General features: G+C 31.2%; 15 protein-coding genes and 1 pseudogene. 11 read left to right on the forward strand and 5 right to left on the reverse strand.

Going from position 1 to position 14,914, the window contains the following annotated elements:
- The first annotated feature begins 86 nt into the window (after positions 1 to 86).
- Together CLOPA_RS25835 and CLOPA_RS24115 are read left to right on the forward strand one after the other, a co-directional pair.
- On the forward strand, positions 87 to 338 hold the full coding sequence (locus CLOPA_RS25835) for a hypothetical protein (protein WP_242834260.1): 252 nt from the start codon (positions 87 to 89) through the stop codon (positions 336 to 338).
- A 383-nt stretch (positions 339 to 721) separates the two neighbouring features.
- Positions 722 to 907: a hypothetical protein gene (locus tag CLOPA_RS24115; RefSeq protein ID WP_347460069.1), complete on the forward strand. Its 186-nt coding sequence runs from the start codon at positions 722 to 724 to the stop codon at positions 905 to 907.
- A 215-nt stretch (positions 908 to 1,122) separates the two neighbouring features.
- Here the strand turns inward: CLOPA_RS24115 and CLOPA_RS03855 are convergent, their stop codons facing one another.
- A complete protein-coding gene (locus CLOPA_RS03855) occupies positions 1,123 to 1,602 on the reverse strand; it encodes a hypothetical protein (protein WP_015614164.1) in 480 nt (159 codons plus the stop codon).
- A gap of 200 nt (positions 1,603 to 1,802) precedes the next feature.
- Here CLOPA_RS03855 and CLOPA_RS03860 point away from each other — a divergent pair.
- From CLOPA_RS03860 to CLOPA_RS03890, 7 genes and pseudogenes are all read left to right on the forward strand, one after another.
- Positions 1,803 to 2,078 (forward strand): annotated as a pseudogene (locus CLOPA_RS03860) (type II toxin-antitoxin system RelE/ParE family toxin); the annotation flags it as partial.
- Positions 2,079 to 2,250: 172 nt separating this feature from the next.
- Complete coding sequence (locus CLOPA_RS03865; RefSeq protein ID WP_015614165.1) at positions 2,251 to 4,152, forward strand: sigma-54-dependent Fis family transcriptional regulator; 1,902 nt, start codon at positions 2,251 to 2,253, stop codon at positions 4,150 to 4,152.
- A 374-nt stretch (positions 4,153 to 4,526) separates the two neighbouring features.
- Entirely contained in the window at positions 4,527 to 5,441 is a 915-nt protein-coding gene (gene dapA / locus CLOPA_RS03870; RefSeq protein ID WP_015614166.1) for a 4-hydroxy-tetrahydrodipicolinate synthase, read from the forward strand.
- Positions 5,442 to 5,626: 185 nt separating this feature from the next.
- The gene (locus CLOPA_RS03875) at positions 5,627 to 6,634 is read left to right on the forward strand and encodes a 2-keto-3-deoxygluconate permease (protein ID WP_015614167.1); all 1,008 of its coding nucleotides are present in this window, start codon (positions 5,627 to 5,629) and stop codon (positions 6,632 to 6,634) included.
- A 358-nt stretch (positions 6,635 to 6,992) separates the two neighbouring features.
- Complete coding sequence (locus tag CLOPA_RS03880) at positions 6,993 to 7,286, forward strand: UxaA family hydrolase (RefSeq protein ID WP_015614168.1); 294 nt, start codon at positions 6,993 to 6,995, stop codon at positions 7,284 to 7,286.
- Between the two features lie 15 nt (positions 7,287 to 7,301).
- Positions 7,302 to 8,462 carry a UxaA family hydrolase gene (locus tag CLOPA_RS03885; protein WP_015614169.1) on the forward strand — a complete coding sequence of 387 codons (1,161 nt, stop codon included), beginning with the start codon at positions 7,302 to 7,304 and terminating at the stop codon, positions 8,460 to 8,462.
- A 208-nt stretch (positions 8,463 to 8,670) separates the two neighbouring features.
- Positions 8,671 to 9,570 carry a fumarylacetoacetate hydrolase family protein gene (locus CLOPA_RS03890; RefSeq protein ID WP_015614170.1) on the forward strand — a complete coding sequence of 300 codons (900 nt, stop codon included), beginning with the start codon at positions 8,671 to 8,673 and terminating at the stop codon, positions 9,568 to 9,570.
- Positions 9,571 to 9,652: 82 nt separating this feature from the next.
- Here CLOPA_RS03890 and CLOPA_RS24785 read toward each other — a convergent pair whose 3' ends face one another.
- Positions 9,653 to 9,940: a hypothetical protein gene (locus CLOPA_RS24785; RefSeq protein WP_207637898.1), complete on the reverse strand. Its 288-nt coding sequence runs from the start codon at positions 9,938 to 9,940 to the stop codon at positions 9,653 to 9,655.
- A 271-nt stretch (positions 9,941 to 10,211) separates the two neighbouring features.
- Between CLOPA_RS24785 and CLOPA_RS03900 the strand changes: the two genes are divergently transcribed.
- Positions 10,212 to 11,051: a YecA family protein gene (locus CLOPA_RS03900; RefSeq protein ID WP_015614172.1), complete on the forward strand. Its 840-nt coding sequence runs from the start codon at positions 10,212 to 10,214 to the stop codon at positions 11,049 to 11,051.
- Positions 11,052 to 11,253: 202 nt separating this feature from the next.
- On the opposite strand, the gene CLOPA_RS03905 is transcribed toward CLOPA_RS03900, so the two are convergent.
- The 3 genes from CLOPA_RS03905 to CLOPA_RS03915 all read right to left on the reverse strand — a co-directional run bounded on the left by CLOPA_RS03905 (position 11,254) and on the right by CLOPA_RS03915 (position 13,409).
- Positions 11,254 to 12,015, reverse strand: a complete 762-nt coding sequence (locus CLOPA_RS03905) for a hypothetical protein (RefSeq protein WP_155241860.1) — start codon at positions 12,013 to 12,015, stop codon at positions 11,254 to 11,256.
- 121 nt (positions 12,016 to 12,136) lie between these two features.
- Positions 12,137 to 12,814 (reverse strand): class D sortase, encoded by a 678-nt coding sequence (locus CLOPA_RS03910; RefSeq protein ID WP_015614174.1) that lies wholly within the window; start codon positions 12,812 to 12,814, stop codon positions 12,137 to 12,139.
- Between the two features lie 31 nt (positions 12,815 to 12,845).
- A complete protein-coding gene (locus CLOPA_RS03915; protein WP_015614175.1) occupies positions 12,846 to 13,409 on the reverse strand; it encodes a hypothetical protein in 564 nt (187 codons plus the stop codon).
- A 566-nt stretch (positions 13,410 to 13,975) separates the two neighbouring features.
- Here CLOPA_RS03915 and CLOPA_RS25840 point away from each other — a divergent pair.
- The gene (locus CLOPA_RS25840) at positions 13,976 to 14,779 is read left to right on the forward strand and encodes an oligosaccharide flippase family protein (RefSeq protein WP_278246046.1); all 804 of its coding nucleotides are present in this window, start codon (positions 13,976 to 13,978) and stop codon (positions 14,777 to 14,779) included.
- The last annotated feature ends 135 nt before the right edge of the window (positions 14,780 to 14,914 follow it).

Below are 14,914 nucleotides of genomic sequence, written 5' to 3' on the forward strand. Positions count from 1 at the left end.
AAGATTTAAAGTTTAAAGATGATAAAGATGTAAATAGTAAATTTGCCAGAATTAAAAATAATTTTATATATTCTAAATTGTTAACTATGATGGAAAGTACCTGCTATAGAGAAGGAATAGAATTGTTAAAGGTACATCCTACTTATACAAGTAAAATAGGATTATATAAATACTGTCATCAGTATGGAATGCTAGTACATAACGGAGCAGCTATGGTTATAGCAAGAAGAAGCTATAAATTCAAAGAACTGATTCCACAAATATTGATAGATAAATATATAGATTTAAAATATAAAGATAAATTTAATTACTATCACGAATGGAAAAAGTGTCAATGATAGATGAAAATATTAAAAAGAAAGATGAGGTGAAAAAACCTGATTGTTGGATAGTGAATAGGAAGAAATTATTAGGATTAACAGCTTAGTATTAACTTTAAAATAGATAATAAACTGCATAAGTACACCTAGTAGGAAAGGCTTATGTGGATATAGTATATTTTAGGGGCTAGTAACACTGGCAATTCTGTTGGACTTTATAAGGATATGAAATATTAAATTATAAAGGCAGTTTAGTAATAGATATATGGAATTTTAATACGAGAGTATTAACCTCAGTAGTTGAATCCTGTGATACTACCACTTTATTTAGTCGGTGAAGTGAAAAATTATATCAAGTAGTATAAGTTACTATTTGTTATGATTTTAGAAATCAGGAACCTATTTATATAACAAAAAATGGGGAGGGTGACATTGTTGTTATGAGCATTGAAGCCTTTGAAAAAAGAAATCAAATATTGAAGTTACGTTCAAAGATAGAAATATCAGAGCAATCCAGATTATCTGGTGAGGCTACTGTTTCTTTAGAAGAAGCTAAAAAACGTCTCCGGGAAAAGTTAAATGGCTAAATTTAGACTTGAAATATTAGCACCTGCATGGAGGGAATTAGATGAAATAGCAAGATTATAGAATGCTTGTATGTGACAAATATGTATGTATTTACAGGCTGATTGGAGAGATTGTATATGTTTATCATATAGCACCTTGGGCAACAGAGTATTCTAATCTACTTAGATAAAAACAGCTTATATCAATAAAATTTACATACAAGCTGTTTTTATCATTAAACTTTATTGTATTTTTTTATAAAATTATTTAAAGTCCTAAAAAAATCATTATTTTGTGTATTCAGCAAAGAAAGATTTACTGCAACTGAACGGCCATTTCTCCTGTGAAATCTTAACATGTAATTTGTGGAAAAGCCAATCATTGAAGGATTTACTACAAGTTGAGTATATTTTTCCTGATTAACGCCTTCCAATTCATCCCATTTAATAAATACATTAAAGAATATAAAACTCTGAATTTTAATGCCTTCTTCAGAAATCTCTACAATAGGTCTTGTGTCAACTGCTTTTAAAAGTGTTGTGATTCCCAATATCGCCAAAATAATTATTATAGTTCTAAATATAATTGCAGCTGAATCAGTAATCATATCAGGGTCATTTAAAAGTCTTGTACAAATTAAGTATATTAATCCCCATGAAAATATTGATAAAATGGCACAGGTTATTCTTTTAGAATAATAAGATTTAGATTGCATAAAAAATTTCCCCTTTAACATTGATATATTAACATTACTGTTCAAAAATATTATCTCATAAATTAACTGTAATTGAAATGTTTGGTATAGTATTTTTAATAATATATACCAATTATAGTATTTTAAATTAGAATAATGCAACAATATATCAAGTTAATGATATACCTAATAATTGACAATCTGTTTCAAAAGATCCAGAAAATGATCTATATGAAATTGGTGTTTATATATCTAAAGAACTTCTAGAACCTAAAACTGCAAAAAAAGTTGTCTCAAAAATTGCTAAAGGAATTAGTACTTTAGAGGATATGCCATTAAGAAATGTATTAGTAGCTGATGATATATTGTCATATAAGTGTATTGGAAAAATTATGGTAGACAACTATATAGTATTTTACATTGTCAATGAAGAAAGCAAAACAGTTACAATTATTAGAATATTATATGGCAGAAGAAATTGGATAAATTTGTTGTAAAGTGTTTAGGTCGTCTTTAATTTATTCAAGGTAAATTGATAAATCTATAAGATAAAACTCCTATTATACATATAGTTAACATAGATTAACTATATGTATAATAAATTAATCCCAGGAGGTGAAATTTTTCGCAAGAATTCAGTTATTTTAAAAGTTTTGTGGAGAGGATTTTATGAATGAGATATTACTAATTGCACCCTACGACGGCTTAAAACAACTAGCTGGAAAAATAAAAAAGTCAATTAGCATACCCTTTTCAGTTGTAGCTGGGAACTTGGATCAGGGGGTTGATGAAGTGGAAAAGAAAATAAAAGAAGGAACAAAAATTCTAGTGAGCAGAGGTGGAACAGCAAAATATTTAAGAAAGAAATTTGACCTTCAGGTTATAGATATTCCCGTAACTTCTTTCGATATATTAAGAGCCATAAGCAGCATCAGCAGTAAAGGCTACAAAAAAATTGCCTTTGTAACAACCTCAAATATCATATTTAAAAGAGATTATTTTAACAAAATTCTTGATGTAACCTTAGATTTTGAATGCTGCAGTAAAGTAAGTGAAATCCCAGGTAAGGTTGAGTATCTAATAAATAATAAAGGTGTAGATGCCATTGCAGGAGATGTTATAGCTACCAGGGAAGCTTTAAGAAAAGGTATACATGGTGAACTGTTGGAATCTGGTGAGGAGTCTGTTGTACAGGCATTAGTTCAAGCAAAGGAAATATTGGAACTTACTTTAAAAGAGAAGGCAAGAGCAAAGAAATTTGAAATTATATTAAACATGGTAAGAGAGGGAATTGTTACTGTAGATCCAAAGGATAATATAACGGTATATAATTCTTCCGCAGAAAAAATATTAGCATATTCTAAAGAAAAAGTACTGGGGAACAATATAAATAAATGTTTACCTAAAAATATTATAAATAAGCTCAGTGAAAAAAATAAAGAGGAAAATATAGTTACTGATATAGGTGGAAAAAAGATATTATTTAATAAAGTTCCTATATGTATTGAACATAAGCTTTGTGATACAGTTATGATACTGGAGGAGACCTCCAATATAGAAAAACTTGAACTAAAGATAAGAAAGAATTTAAGTGAAAAGGGTTTTGTGGCTAAGCATACCTTTGCTGATATTATAGGCAGCAGTAATGAAATTATAAGGATTAAGAATCAAGCAGCTAAATTTGCCAAATCTGAGGGTACAATATTGATTCATGGTGAGACTGGCACAGGAAAAGAACTATTTGCACAAAGTATTCATAATGAAAGCAGAAGAATAAATATGCCCTTTGTATCTGTAAACTGCGCAGCTTTAAGCGAAACTTTACTGGAAAGCGAACTCTTTGGATATGAGGAAGGAACCTTTACTGGAGCACTGAAAGGTGGAAAGAAGGGATTATTTGAATTAGCTCACGGAGGAACTCTGTTTCTGGATGAAATTGGTGAAATATCTCTTGGCTTCCAGTCAAAATTGTTGAGAGTACTTCAGGAAAAAGAAATAAGAAAAATAGGTGGAGATAAGGTTATACCAATTAATGTACGAATAATATGTGCCACCAATAGAAATCTTTTAGAGGAAATAGAAAAGGGAAATTTTAGAGAAGATTTATATTATAGAATTACCTCCCTTGAATTGGAATTATTACCTCTCAGGCTAAGAAAAAAAGATATTATACCCATGGCTGTTTCATTTCTGAAAGAGGAATGCATTAGAGAAAATAAAAAAATATATTGGAAGGATGATAATATTTTTAAATGTCTTATGCATTGCAAATGGCAGGGGAATGCAAGAGAACTTAGAAACCTTATGGAAGCACTTGTAATATGCTGTGAAGGCAGTGAACTTCGGGAAGAGTTTGTACTAGAAATGTTAAATTCCAAGAGAAAAAGGAAACTTGTTAAAAGAGAAATAAAGATAAATTTATCAAACAATCTAAAGGAAATGGAAAGTGAAATTTTAAGAACATTATTAAATAATTATAACGGGGATAGAGATAGATTGTGTAAAGACCTCTCCATAAGTAAAACTACACTTTGGAGAAAACTAAGCTTTAGTAGTAAAGACAAGCTATAAGCTACAATTAAAACTATACATTTAATTGATAGCAGATGAAAAGCAGGATTTAAAATAGATATTTCACAATAAGTACAATAGATAAATATCATGTGGCAACATAGAAAAATATAGAATTTCAAATATGAAAGCGCATATTTCACATTTGAAATGAAAACGATTTAAAAAGTGAGTTCTTAATGTTTTAGGGATTCACTTTTTTTCAAGTTATTTTAACAATCCATGTAAATTCAAGCCCTGCCATTAATATTATATAAAATAAAATTAATTTCAAAAATTTGGCATCATACTTGCTATTAATAAGTGTGTAAGCAAAATAAGTATTTTAAAAGTTGCAAACAAAATAGTATTTCAATAGGAGGAGAGTATAAATTATGTTAAAAGGGGTCATTACACCAGTTATAACAATTCTTAATGAAGAAAGAAATTTAGATTTTAAAGGGAATGAAGAGGTAATCAATAGTTTAATAAGTGGAGGGGTAAACGGTCTTTTGTTCCTGGGAAGTATAGGTGAATTCTTTGCTTTAACAATGGAAGAGAAAAAGAAATTTATAAGTTTTGTTATAAAGACAGTAAATAGAAGAGTACCAGTTCTAATAGGAACAGGAGGCACTGTAGTGGAAGAGGTTATAGAGCTGACTAATTTTGCCTATGGGCAGGGAGCTGATTATGCAGTTGTTATATCGCCTTATTATTTTAAATTAAATGATGAAAGTCTTTATAACTATTTTTCTGAAGTAGCTAAAAATACAAAACTGCCATTAATTCTTTACAATTTCCCTGACAGAACAGCAGTAAATATTAATCCTAAGCTTGTTTTAAAATTGGCAAAGGAATTTAAGAATATTGTAGGCATAAAGGATACAGTAGATAACATTAGTCATACAAGGCAATTAATAGATACAGTAAAATCACAAGTAAAAGATTTTGCGGTATTTTCAGGCTTTGATGAATATTTTATACCTAATTTATTATCCGGTGGAAATGGACTTATTGGAGGATTGACAAATATTGCACCAGGAGAATTTGCAAAGCTCTATAAAGCTTATAATGACAAAGACTTTAACACTGTTGAAAAATTACAACTGCTTGTAAACGTTTTGATGAATATTTACACAGTATCAGATTTCTTTATTCCAGCAATTAAGACAGCAAAAATGTTATCAGGATACAACATAAAACCTGTCTGTAAAAGTCCAGCTTCCAGCTTAAGTGAAAGTCAGGTAGAAGAAATTAAAGAAATTCTCATAAGAGGCAAATTAATAGTCAATGAATCCAGCTTGCTGTAGGTCTATACCATTGTGATGTAATAGTCAGTTAAAAGGATGACGCTAATGAATCTAGCTCAATGTGAGTCTGTACTCTAACCAGGTTATATAAATTATCTATGGATGTGACGCTTTTTGTAAAATTAAATATTCCAGCAGCCAGTTATAGGATAAATCAAAAATTATAGATTAGGGGGAAAAGTCTTATGAAAATAATGAAAACCATTCAAAAAGTTCCAGGGGGAATGATGGTTATACCCTTATTATTAGCGGCATTAATCAATACCTTCGCACCTAATGCTTTAAAAATAGGATCTTTTACCACAGCAGTTTTTTCTAACACAGCAGCAGCTACAGTAGTGGGATTGCAGTTATTCTTTATAGGAACAGGATTAAGGATAAAGGAAGCTCCAGAAGCAATTAAAAGAGGATCTGTTTTACTTATATCGAAGTATATTGCAGGGGCAGTTTTAGGAATTGTTATAGCTAAGTTATTTGGAACAGCAGGTATCTTGGGAGTGTCAGTTCTAGCTATTATAAGTTCCGTTACAGGTGCCAATGGAAGCTTATATCTTGCTCTAATGGGAGAGTATGGAGATTCAAAAGACCTTGCAGCTCAAAGTATTATGAATATCCATGATGGACCCTTTTTAGCTCTTCTCACCTTTGGTGTATCAGGTTTAGCCAATATACCTTTAATGGCTCTATTTGCTGCCATTGTTCCATTAATTATAGGATGCATACTAGGAAATTTAGATGTGGATTTCAGAAAATTCTTTTCACAGGGTGTAAGTATAACAATACCCTTCATTGGCTTTGCACTGGGAGCAGGAATAAACTTCTTCAGTATTGTAAGGGCTGGCTTTAGTGGAGTGATTTTAGCAGCAATGGTATTTATCATTGGTGGAGGCTGTGCAATTCTCGGAGATAAATTTATCAATAGAAGACCAGGTTATGCAGGAGCTGCTATAGCAAGTGCAGCAGGAAATACAATCGCAACACCGGCAGCTATTGCTTTAGTTGATAAAACCTATGCGCCTTTTGTTGCATCAGCTACTGCACAAATAGCAGCAGCGGTAGTTATAACAGCTATTATAGTTCCACCTTTTGTTGATAGAATGGCAAAAAAATATGGATCACCTAAGCTCCAAAACAGTAAAGCAGAGGGTAATGTAAGCAGCAGCGTAGACAGCAACATAGAAACTATTCCATAGGGAATTTATACAATAACCGAATTATACACTTTAATGGATCTTTCAGATAGCAAAGATTTATCCGATGACTACCCTCTCTAATACTCCCACCTTCTTCAAAGTGGGAATAAAGAGTGGCTACGTCCCTGGATAACGATTTACCCTAAAGGACAACGATTTCTAAGTATCGAAAATATCGATACTTAGAACTCTGTTAGTAAGCACCATATGGAAAAAAACTCCACCTGATGCCAAGAACTCTGTTTATAGGTTACCATAGTTTTATACTATTTTGATTTACGCTTTTAACATCTTTCATATGACAAAGGTTTATAGGTTGCCTTTACTAACCTAAATATATTATGCAGGGATGATAACTATGGAAAATAAAATCAATTCATTATTAATTAATGCAAAAGATAGTGTTGCAGTGGCAATAGAGGAATTAAAAGAAGGCAGTGCTGCTAGTTATAAGGATAGAGAAGAAATAAAAGAGGTAAATATAATTCAAAACATCCCCATATATCATAAATTCGCCATTATAAATATAAAAGATGGAGACTTAGTTTACAAATACGGACAGGTAATAGGCAGGGCAACGCAGGATATAAAGATAGGTCAGCATATACACACTCACAATATAGTAAGTATTCGTGAAGCAATAGAAGGTTAATAGGAGGGGTTAATTATGAATTTTCTAGGATATAAAAGACCAGATGAGAAAGTTGGAATAAGAAATCATGTATTGGTGCTAGCTACCTGCGCCTGTTCAAGTGAAACTGCCAGGGTAATTGCAAATCAGGTACAGGGGGCAGTGCACATTATAAATCAGAATGGATGTGCACAGGTACAGGGAGACTTAAAAATTACCATGGATATATTATCAGGTCTTGCCTCTAATCCCAATGTTTATGGTACTATATTAGTGGGGCTTGGATGTGAAAATGCTCAGCCGGAAGATATGTATAATTTAATACAATCCAAGACCAATAAACCACTTAAGCTGGTGGTTATTCAAGAGGAAGGTGGGACTACTGCTACTATAAAGAAAGGCGTAGAATATGCAAGGCAGCTGGTTATGGAAGCTTCAATGTTAAAGAGAGAGGAATATCCATTATCAGAGCTCATAGTAGCAACTAACTGCGGCGGTTCAGATCCAACTTCAGGACTGGCATCAAATCCGGTACTTGGAAATGCCAGCGACAGACTAGTTGACTTAGGCTCCACTTCAATTCTATGTGAAACTACAGAATTTATAGGTGCAGAGCACATATTAGCAGAAAGAGCAGCCACTCCGGAAATAAAGGAGCAAATTTATCACATAATTAAAAGATATGAAAATCATCTAAAGAATGCTGGAGAAAATCTAAGAAATGGTAATCCATCTCCAGGCAACAAGGCTGGTGGAATAACCACACTGGAAGAAAAATCACTGGGCTGCATACACAAAGGTGGGCACAAACCAATTATGGAAGTTACAGATTACGGTGTAGGCCCAAGTAAAAAAGGATTAGTCATAATGGATACTCCAGGATATGACATAGCATCAGTAACAGGACTGGTAGCTGGGGGTTCCCAAATGGTAGTGTTCACAACGGGGAGAGGGACACCTACAGGAAATGCCTTAGCTCCAGTTTTAAAAATGACAGCAAATAAAATAACTTTCGAAAAGATGAAGGAAAATATGGATTTTGATGCAAGTCCCGTAATTGCAGGAACTAAATCCATTGAAAAAATGGGAGAGGAGCTTCTTGAGGAAATAGTAGCGGTTGCCAATGGAAAGGTTGTAAAGGCTGAAGCTTTTGGCTTCAATGATATTGCCATAAGCAGAGTATGTAACTATGTATAATATAGCAGGCATAAAGGCTGTAGCACTTGTGTATTATTATAATATTAAACAAGATATATAATTGAGAAATTGTATAATTAATTTATCATATTAAATCTATATATAATATTTATACTTACAAATATGTACTATATATTGCATTTGATTTTTAAAATTTTGGAATATGCAATTTCCTCAATTAACTATAATATGAGTAAAGGATGGTTTTATGAAATTTGTAACTTTTTTAGTAGACAATGAAAAGAAACTTGGTATGCTCAATAGAGATATGACAAAAGTGGTAAATATAAATAATTTAAATCTATACAGAACATACAATGACATGATGGATCTTATAAAAAACTCCAGTAGGCATGATTTGAAATTATTAAAGAAAGTATATGATGAGGAAAGCTGTATTAGAGAAAATGGATATTCTATAGATAATATAAAAATATGTACACCTATTGAAACTCTAGAAAGTGATATCCTCTGTCTTGGGCTTAATTACAGGGAACACGTAGAGGAAACTGCCAGAAGTTTTAAAGATGACTCTATAGATATACCAGAATATCCAGTATATTTTTCAAAACGTGCAGTTAGTCCCATAGGACCAGGGGATAATATAGACAGTCATGGAGAGGTGACAGAACAGTTAGATTATGAAGTTGAACTGGCGGTTATAATAGGGAAAGATGGAATAAATATAGCTAAAGAAGATGCTGAGGAATATATATTTGGATATACTATTATGAATGATGTCAGTGCCAGAGATGTGCAGCAAAGGCATGTGCAGTGGTACAGAGGGAAAAGTCTTGACACCTTCACTTCCTTAGGACCCTGTATAGTTCATAAAAGTGAGCTTAAATTTCCTGTGGAATTAGATCTATGCAGTAAAGTAAATGGAGAACTCAGACAGAATTCTAATACTAAAAACTTTATATTTGATATTCCGACTATAATTCACGATATTTCCCAGGGAATGACATTAAGGGCAGGAGATATTATAGCCACAGGCACCCCTTCAGGAGTTGGAATGGGATTTAAACCTCCTAAGTTCTTGAAAAAAGGTGATGTAGTTCAATGTGAAGTGGAGAATATAGGAGTGCTGGAGAATAAAATAGTTTAATTTTATATACTAAAAATAGAGGAATAGACGATATATATTGTATAGGGGCATACCAAGTGGAATGCCCCTTTTAAGTTTTGTTTTAATATATCCAAGATCTATAAGGCATAGGTCCGTGGGTCATAGGTCCATAAGGCATAGGTCTACGTCTTCTTCTTCTTCGTCTTCTGCGGCGTCTACGGCGACGAGGATCAGGATCTGGGTCATCGTCGCCGTAGCTGTCGTCATAAGCATCGCTAAGTCCATCATCGTATCCATCATCATAGCCGTCATCATAATCATCATCATAGTCGTCATCATAATCATAACTCATACCATGCATCATTGGATGGTACATTGGTTGACCCATATGTGAGTTAGGGTTAGCCATAGGGCAATTAAATGTATGTGGTAATTTATAAGGCTTTTTATTGACATAATGAGATGGGTTAGGATTAATAGGAGGATTAGGATTGATAGAGGGATTAGCTCTATCGCCAAAATCTCCATTAGTGGTTAAATTATCGTTTGAGTTAGAGTTTTCATTATAAGCTCTGTAGTACATAACTACCTCCATAAAATTTACTACATAAATAGAGTATGTAAAAATATAAAAAGGGTTACATATGTTTATGGTATAATACCTATGGGATGGTGATATTGTGAACAGAGTGAGTAGAAATGATCTTTGCCCATGTATGAGTGGTAAAAAGTACAAAAATTGTTGCTTGGGTAAGGATTTTTTAGAAGAATTAGAAAAACAAAATTTAAAATATTATGATGAAGAATATATACTTAGTAAAGTAAAAAGAGAAAGCCAATATTTTAATATATTTTATGAAAATGAAAGACAAAAGATTAAAAGAGAATTACTTTGGCTAAAAAAGACCATCGATTCAGGGGCAAATATGTCCTATGGAACATTGCCATTTATAGAGGGTAATCCATACTGTATTGCAGTAAAAAATGTGCCAATACTATTAGAGGAATCTTTTGAGGCTGCCCATGAACTTCAACGTATAATTTGCCTTGAAGAAGGTTTTAAAACTGTTAAATTTAAAGAAGGTGTAGAGGGTAATTATAGTAGTCTTCTATGTAGAGTTATTAATGATATGATATATGATCCAATAATAGATAACAGGCTAATTAAATATGGATTCAATTTAAATGATCATTACAAAAAGGATGATGAAATTCAAATTAAAACTATAGGAATTCAACCAATTGAAAGCCTTTCACCAGATCATGTAGTATTTATTACCACTCTATATGTGAAAAAGACTTTGGAATTAAGAAATATTTATCCTAATATTAATGATGAAGAAGTAGAATTCAATAAATGGATAAATAAAAATTATAATGGACTTGTACCATTTTCAAAGACTATATTAAAATTCGTGGAAGAAGTGGGATATGATACTCCGGAAAAAATAGAAACCATTTTTGATAATATGATTAATGCATTGAAATTAGAGGAAGTATTAGCTATTGGAATTATTTAATACAGAGCTGGGAATTGAGCCAAGAAATACTTTAAAAGGCATGTATCAGAAGATGATGTCCAGCTGTGGATAGAATTAAATAAGAATGATTAATAAAAAAACCTCTTTACATTGAGTAAGATAAAATATAAATATTGTGTAAAGGGGTGCTTTTAATTTTTATTAAAATTATTAAATCAAAAAAATAGGTGATTCCATAAAATCACCTTGAGATAAAACCTCTTGAATTTCTTTCTAAATATGCAGAAATTACTACCAAAATAATTCCAAGTACTATGAAAATAATACTGCTATATGTAAAAAATTTCAAATAATCACTGATGATTGACCCTACAATTATTTTTATAGTAGGTATGCCTATAGCTATATTATCAGTAAACCTAGAAAATATACCAACAAGGGATGGAACTAAAGATAATAACCCTCCAGCTATGAGGGAATAACCAATCCAACTGATGAAGATAGCTATATTATTATGTTCTATAATAAATAAAAGTATGGCAATAATAATTATTATTAAAATAATTATATTTTCATAGGAATACAGTAAATTTAAGTATTTGCGTATTTTTTGAAATGAAGAAGATTTACTCACTGTATCAAAACTAAACAGATTAATTTCATCTTTTATTGATCCTCCACTTTGAGATCTAATAGAATTAAGCTGGTCTTGTACAGATTTATCCACAGTAATATTAGAGGACTTTATAAATTTATCTAAATTTTCATCAAAGGTTTTAAGTAAAGAATTCGTATCAATAGCAGGTAAATTATTGGTTTTATAGGTCATATAATCAATAGTTCCAGTAGTTGAGTTTTCAACTTGAGATTTAAGCCAGGTCTGTGAAACCACGTTATTAAAAACGGCTTTAGGTAAATTAGAAACTCTGGCTATAGTATCAAGTGAGCTATTAGTAGAGCTCTGTAAATAGGAATATAATCCAAGCTTTTGGAACTTATCCATATAAAAATTAGCATTATAAAGCTTATAGTGTGTAAAAAGTGAAAATTGAAAAATTAATAAAACGAACATCAAAATAAAACTTAAAAAAAATGAAAAAATGAATTTAATTGTTCTCATATATTTATTTCCCGCCTTCCACTTTTAAATCTTTGTTTAAACTGCCATCAACAAAATCTGCTGATACAACGTACCTTTTTGGTGCACTGCCAATAAAATTAAAAGGATAACAAGTATATATTGTTAATTTTTCTTTATCAGAAGGAACTACTACAGTCTTATCATCTGAATTTACAATTCTAAATCCGGATACTTTATAATTATAGGTGCCATAATAAGTATTAATAGTTATTATATTACCAACTTTTACATCACCTAATTTCACAAGAGAAGTATCTCTGTGGCCGGCTAATACCACATTGCCATTTTCACCTGGGAGGGCTGTGTCTATATGATGTCCCACGCCTTTTGATAAATCACTATCGCTAGCCCCTTGAATAACAGGTATGTTAGCAGAAATGGATGGGATTATTATTGTTCCAATATCGCTTCCAATCTCAGGGTATTGTATTTGTCTATTACTAACAGTAAATTTGCTATAGCTGACTTTAACAGCAGGTTTATTTGTGAAAATACTTCCCCAAAAATAAGCCTCTTTTATCAATCCAAAACCAGCATAGCTGATTAACGCAACACCACATAAGAAAAGAAAGATAGGAATTCCAAACAGAATTCCTTTCTTTCTTTTGATGGAAGTTTTATTAGTAAAGCTTGTATCATTTAATGAACTATGCTTTGACATATTAAACTCCCCTTAAGTTAAATTTTTATTATTAAGCAAGCTGTCTTTTTTTTGCAACTACTACAGAACCAGCAGCTGCTGTTGCTATTAAGAATGCACCTAAAGCAGCAAAATTTTCATAGTTAGTAGCTGTCTTAGCTAGAGTATTGCCAACTGGTTGTGAAGTTGAATTGGCATTAGTTGGATGAACTGGATTTCCTGTACCAGTGAAAATTACATTTCCAGCAGCATCTTTTAATACAGCTGTTTGATTTCCTATAAAGGAAACTGTTAATCCAATAGCGTTAGCAGCAGCTGTGATATTAGCTTGCACAGTCTTTTTATCAGCAGCAGATAGTTTAGATACATCACCATTTACAGCCTGTAATTTTGGTGCAGCAGCATTGATATTAGCTACAACTACATCTAATTGTGATGCACTAACATCGTGTTGATTTAAATATACTCGTGCTTGAGAAATGTAAGGTTGAGCTACCCTAGCATTTTGTAATGCAGTGATAACATTATCTTTAGTTGCACCAAAAGCAGTCACGCTTGTACCAATAACTAATGAAGCAGCTACTACAGCAGTCAATAATCTTTTACTAAATTTCATGATTAAACCCTCCCCTAATTATATATATATTTATGAATCTTGTACTTAATTTTACCATATAAAAAAGTACAATGCAATTTTTTGGTATTAAATATAGAAATTATTAGGCATATTTTATTGATTGGCCCCAAAATTATTTAACACTGATTCGAATAAATAATATGGGGATATAATTAACTCTTTATTATACACTCAACTTTCGCACATTAAAATAAAGGCGGAAGCCTCAATTTTCAAGATATAAAGCAAAGAAACATTCCTTTTGGTATAATAGGGGCTTTATTATTTGCTAGCAATATTATATTTCCTAATTTAACAAATAATCAGATGTATTTATTCAGAATGGCTTTTTTGTTGCCTTAATTAATATTATTCTACAGATTCCAGGAGCTACATTTAATGCAATATTGACAGCCTATGAAAGATTTAAATTTTTACGAGGAACCAATACAATTATCAATAACATAATAACAACTATTCTTCCAATCTCTTCTTTGGGTATGAATCAGGCAATTATAAAGGAAATCAATTAAAATATAGAGGATAAAAAGAAGATTAAGAGTATAATAGTTACTTCTTACTTTACAACTATTATTTTATCCATAATCATAACCTTATCTACAATAATATTTAATAAAAGTATAGGTATATTAAATATAGGTTCCTTTGACAAAAAATATATTTACATTGCTATGTTCTCCATACCATTTTTAACTTTTAATCAGATAAATATAGCCCTGATAAATGGATTCAAGAAAATTAAAATACTTGGACTAGCTAATATTTTTTCATCTATAATAACTTTGACAATAAGTGTAGTCTTAACCTATTTCTATGGCTTAGAGGGAGCTATAATATCAATATTTGTAACAGCAGTTATTACAAGTTTAGTTTATTGGTATTTGGGAAGAAGTAATGATGATAGAATTATTAAGGGAATAAGAGGATTTTATGATTTATCTTTATTAAAGATATTGATAAAGTATAGTATTATAGCACTTTATACAATGTTTATAAGTAATATGTACATTTTACTTATAAGAAAAATAATAATAAGTAAAATGGGCATGGATAGTGCTGGAATATTCCAGGCAGACTGGTCTTTAATAAATCAATATTTAGGATTAGTATTGTCATCTTTAGGAGTATATCTCATTCCAACTCTATGTTCATTAAAAACTAAAAAAGAAATGAATGATGTATTAAATTCTACATTAAAAATTATATTATTGATAGCAATGCCTATTATGTTATGTATAATTATCTTTGGGAAAATAGTAATCATACTTTTTTATTCTAATAAGTTTTTAGAAGCAGCAAATATTTTGCCATTGTTTGTCTTAGGTGATATTTTAAAATGTATAGCCTAGGTAATAGGAACACCATTATGGACTATTCCTAAACTGGGAAAACTTGCAATACTAAATACCTTGGATTTTATCATTATTACTACCAGTACATATTTCTTCATAGACAAATTAGGATTATATAGTGTAGTTATAGGA

The sequence above is a fragment of the Clostridium pasteurianum BC1 genome, from assembly GCF_000389635.1.
GTDB lineage: Bacteria > Bacillota > Clostridia > Clostridiales > Clostridiaceae > Clostridium_I > Clostridium_I pasteurianum_A.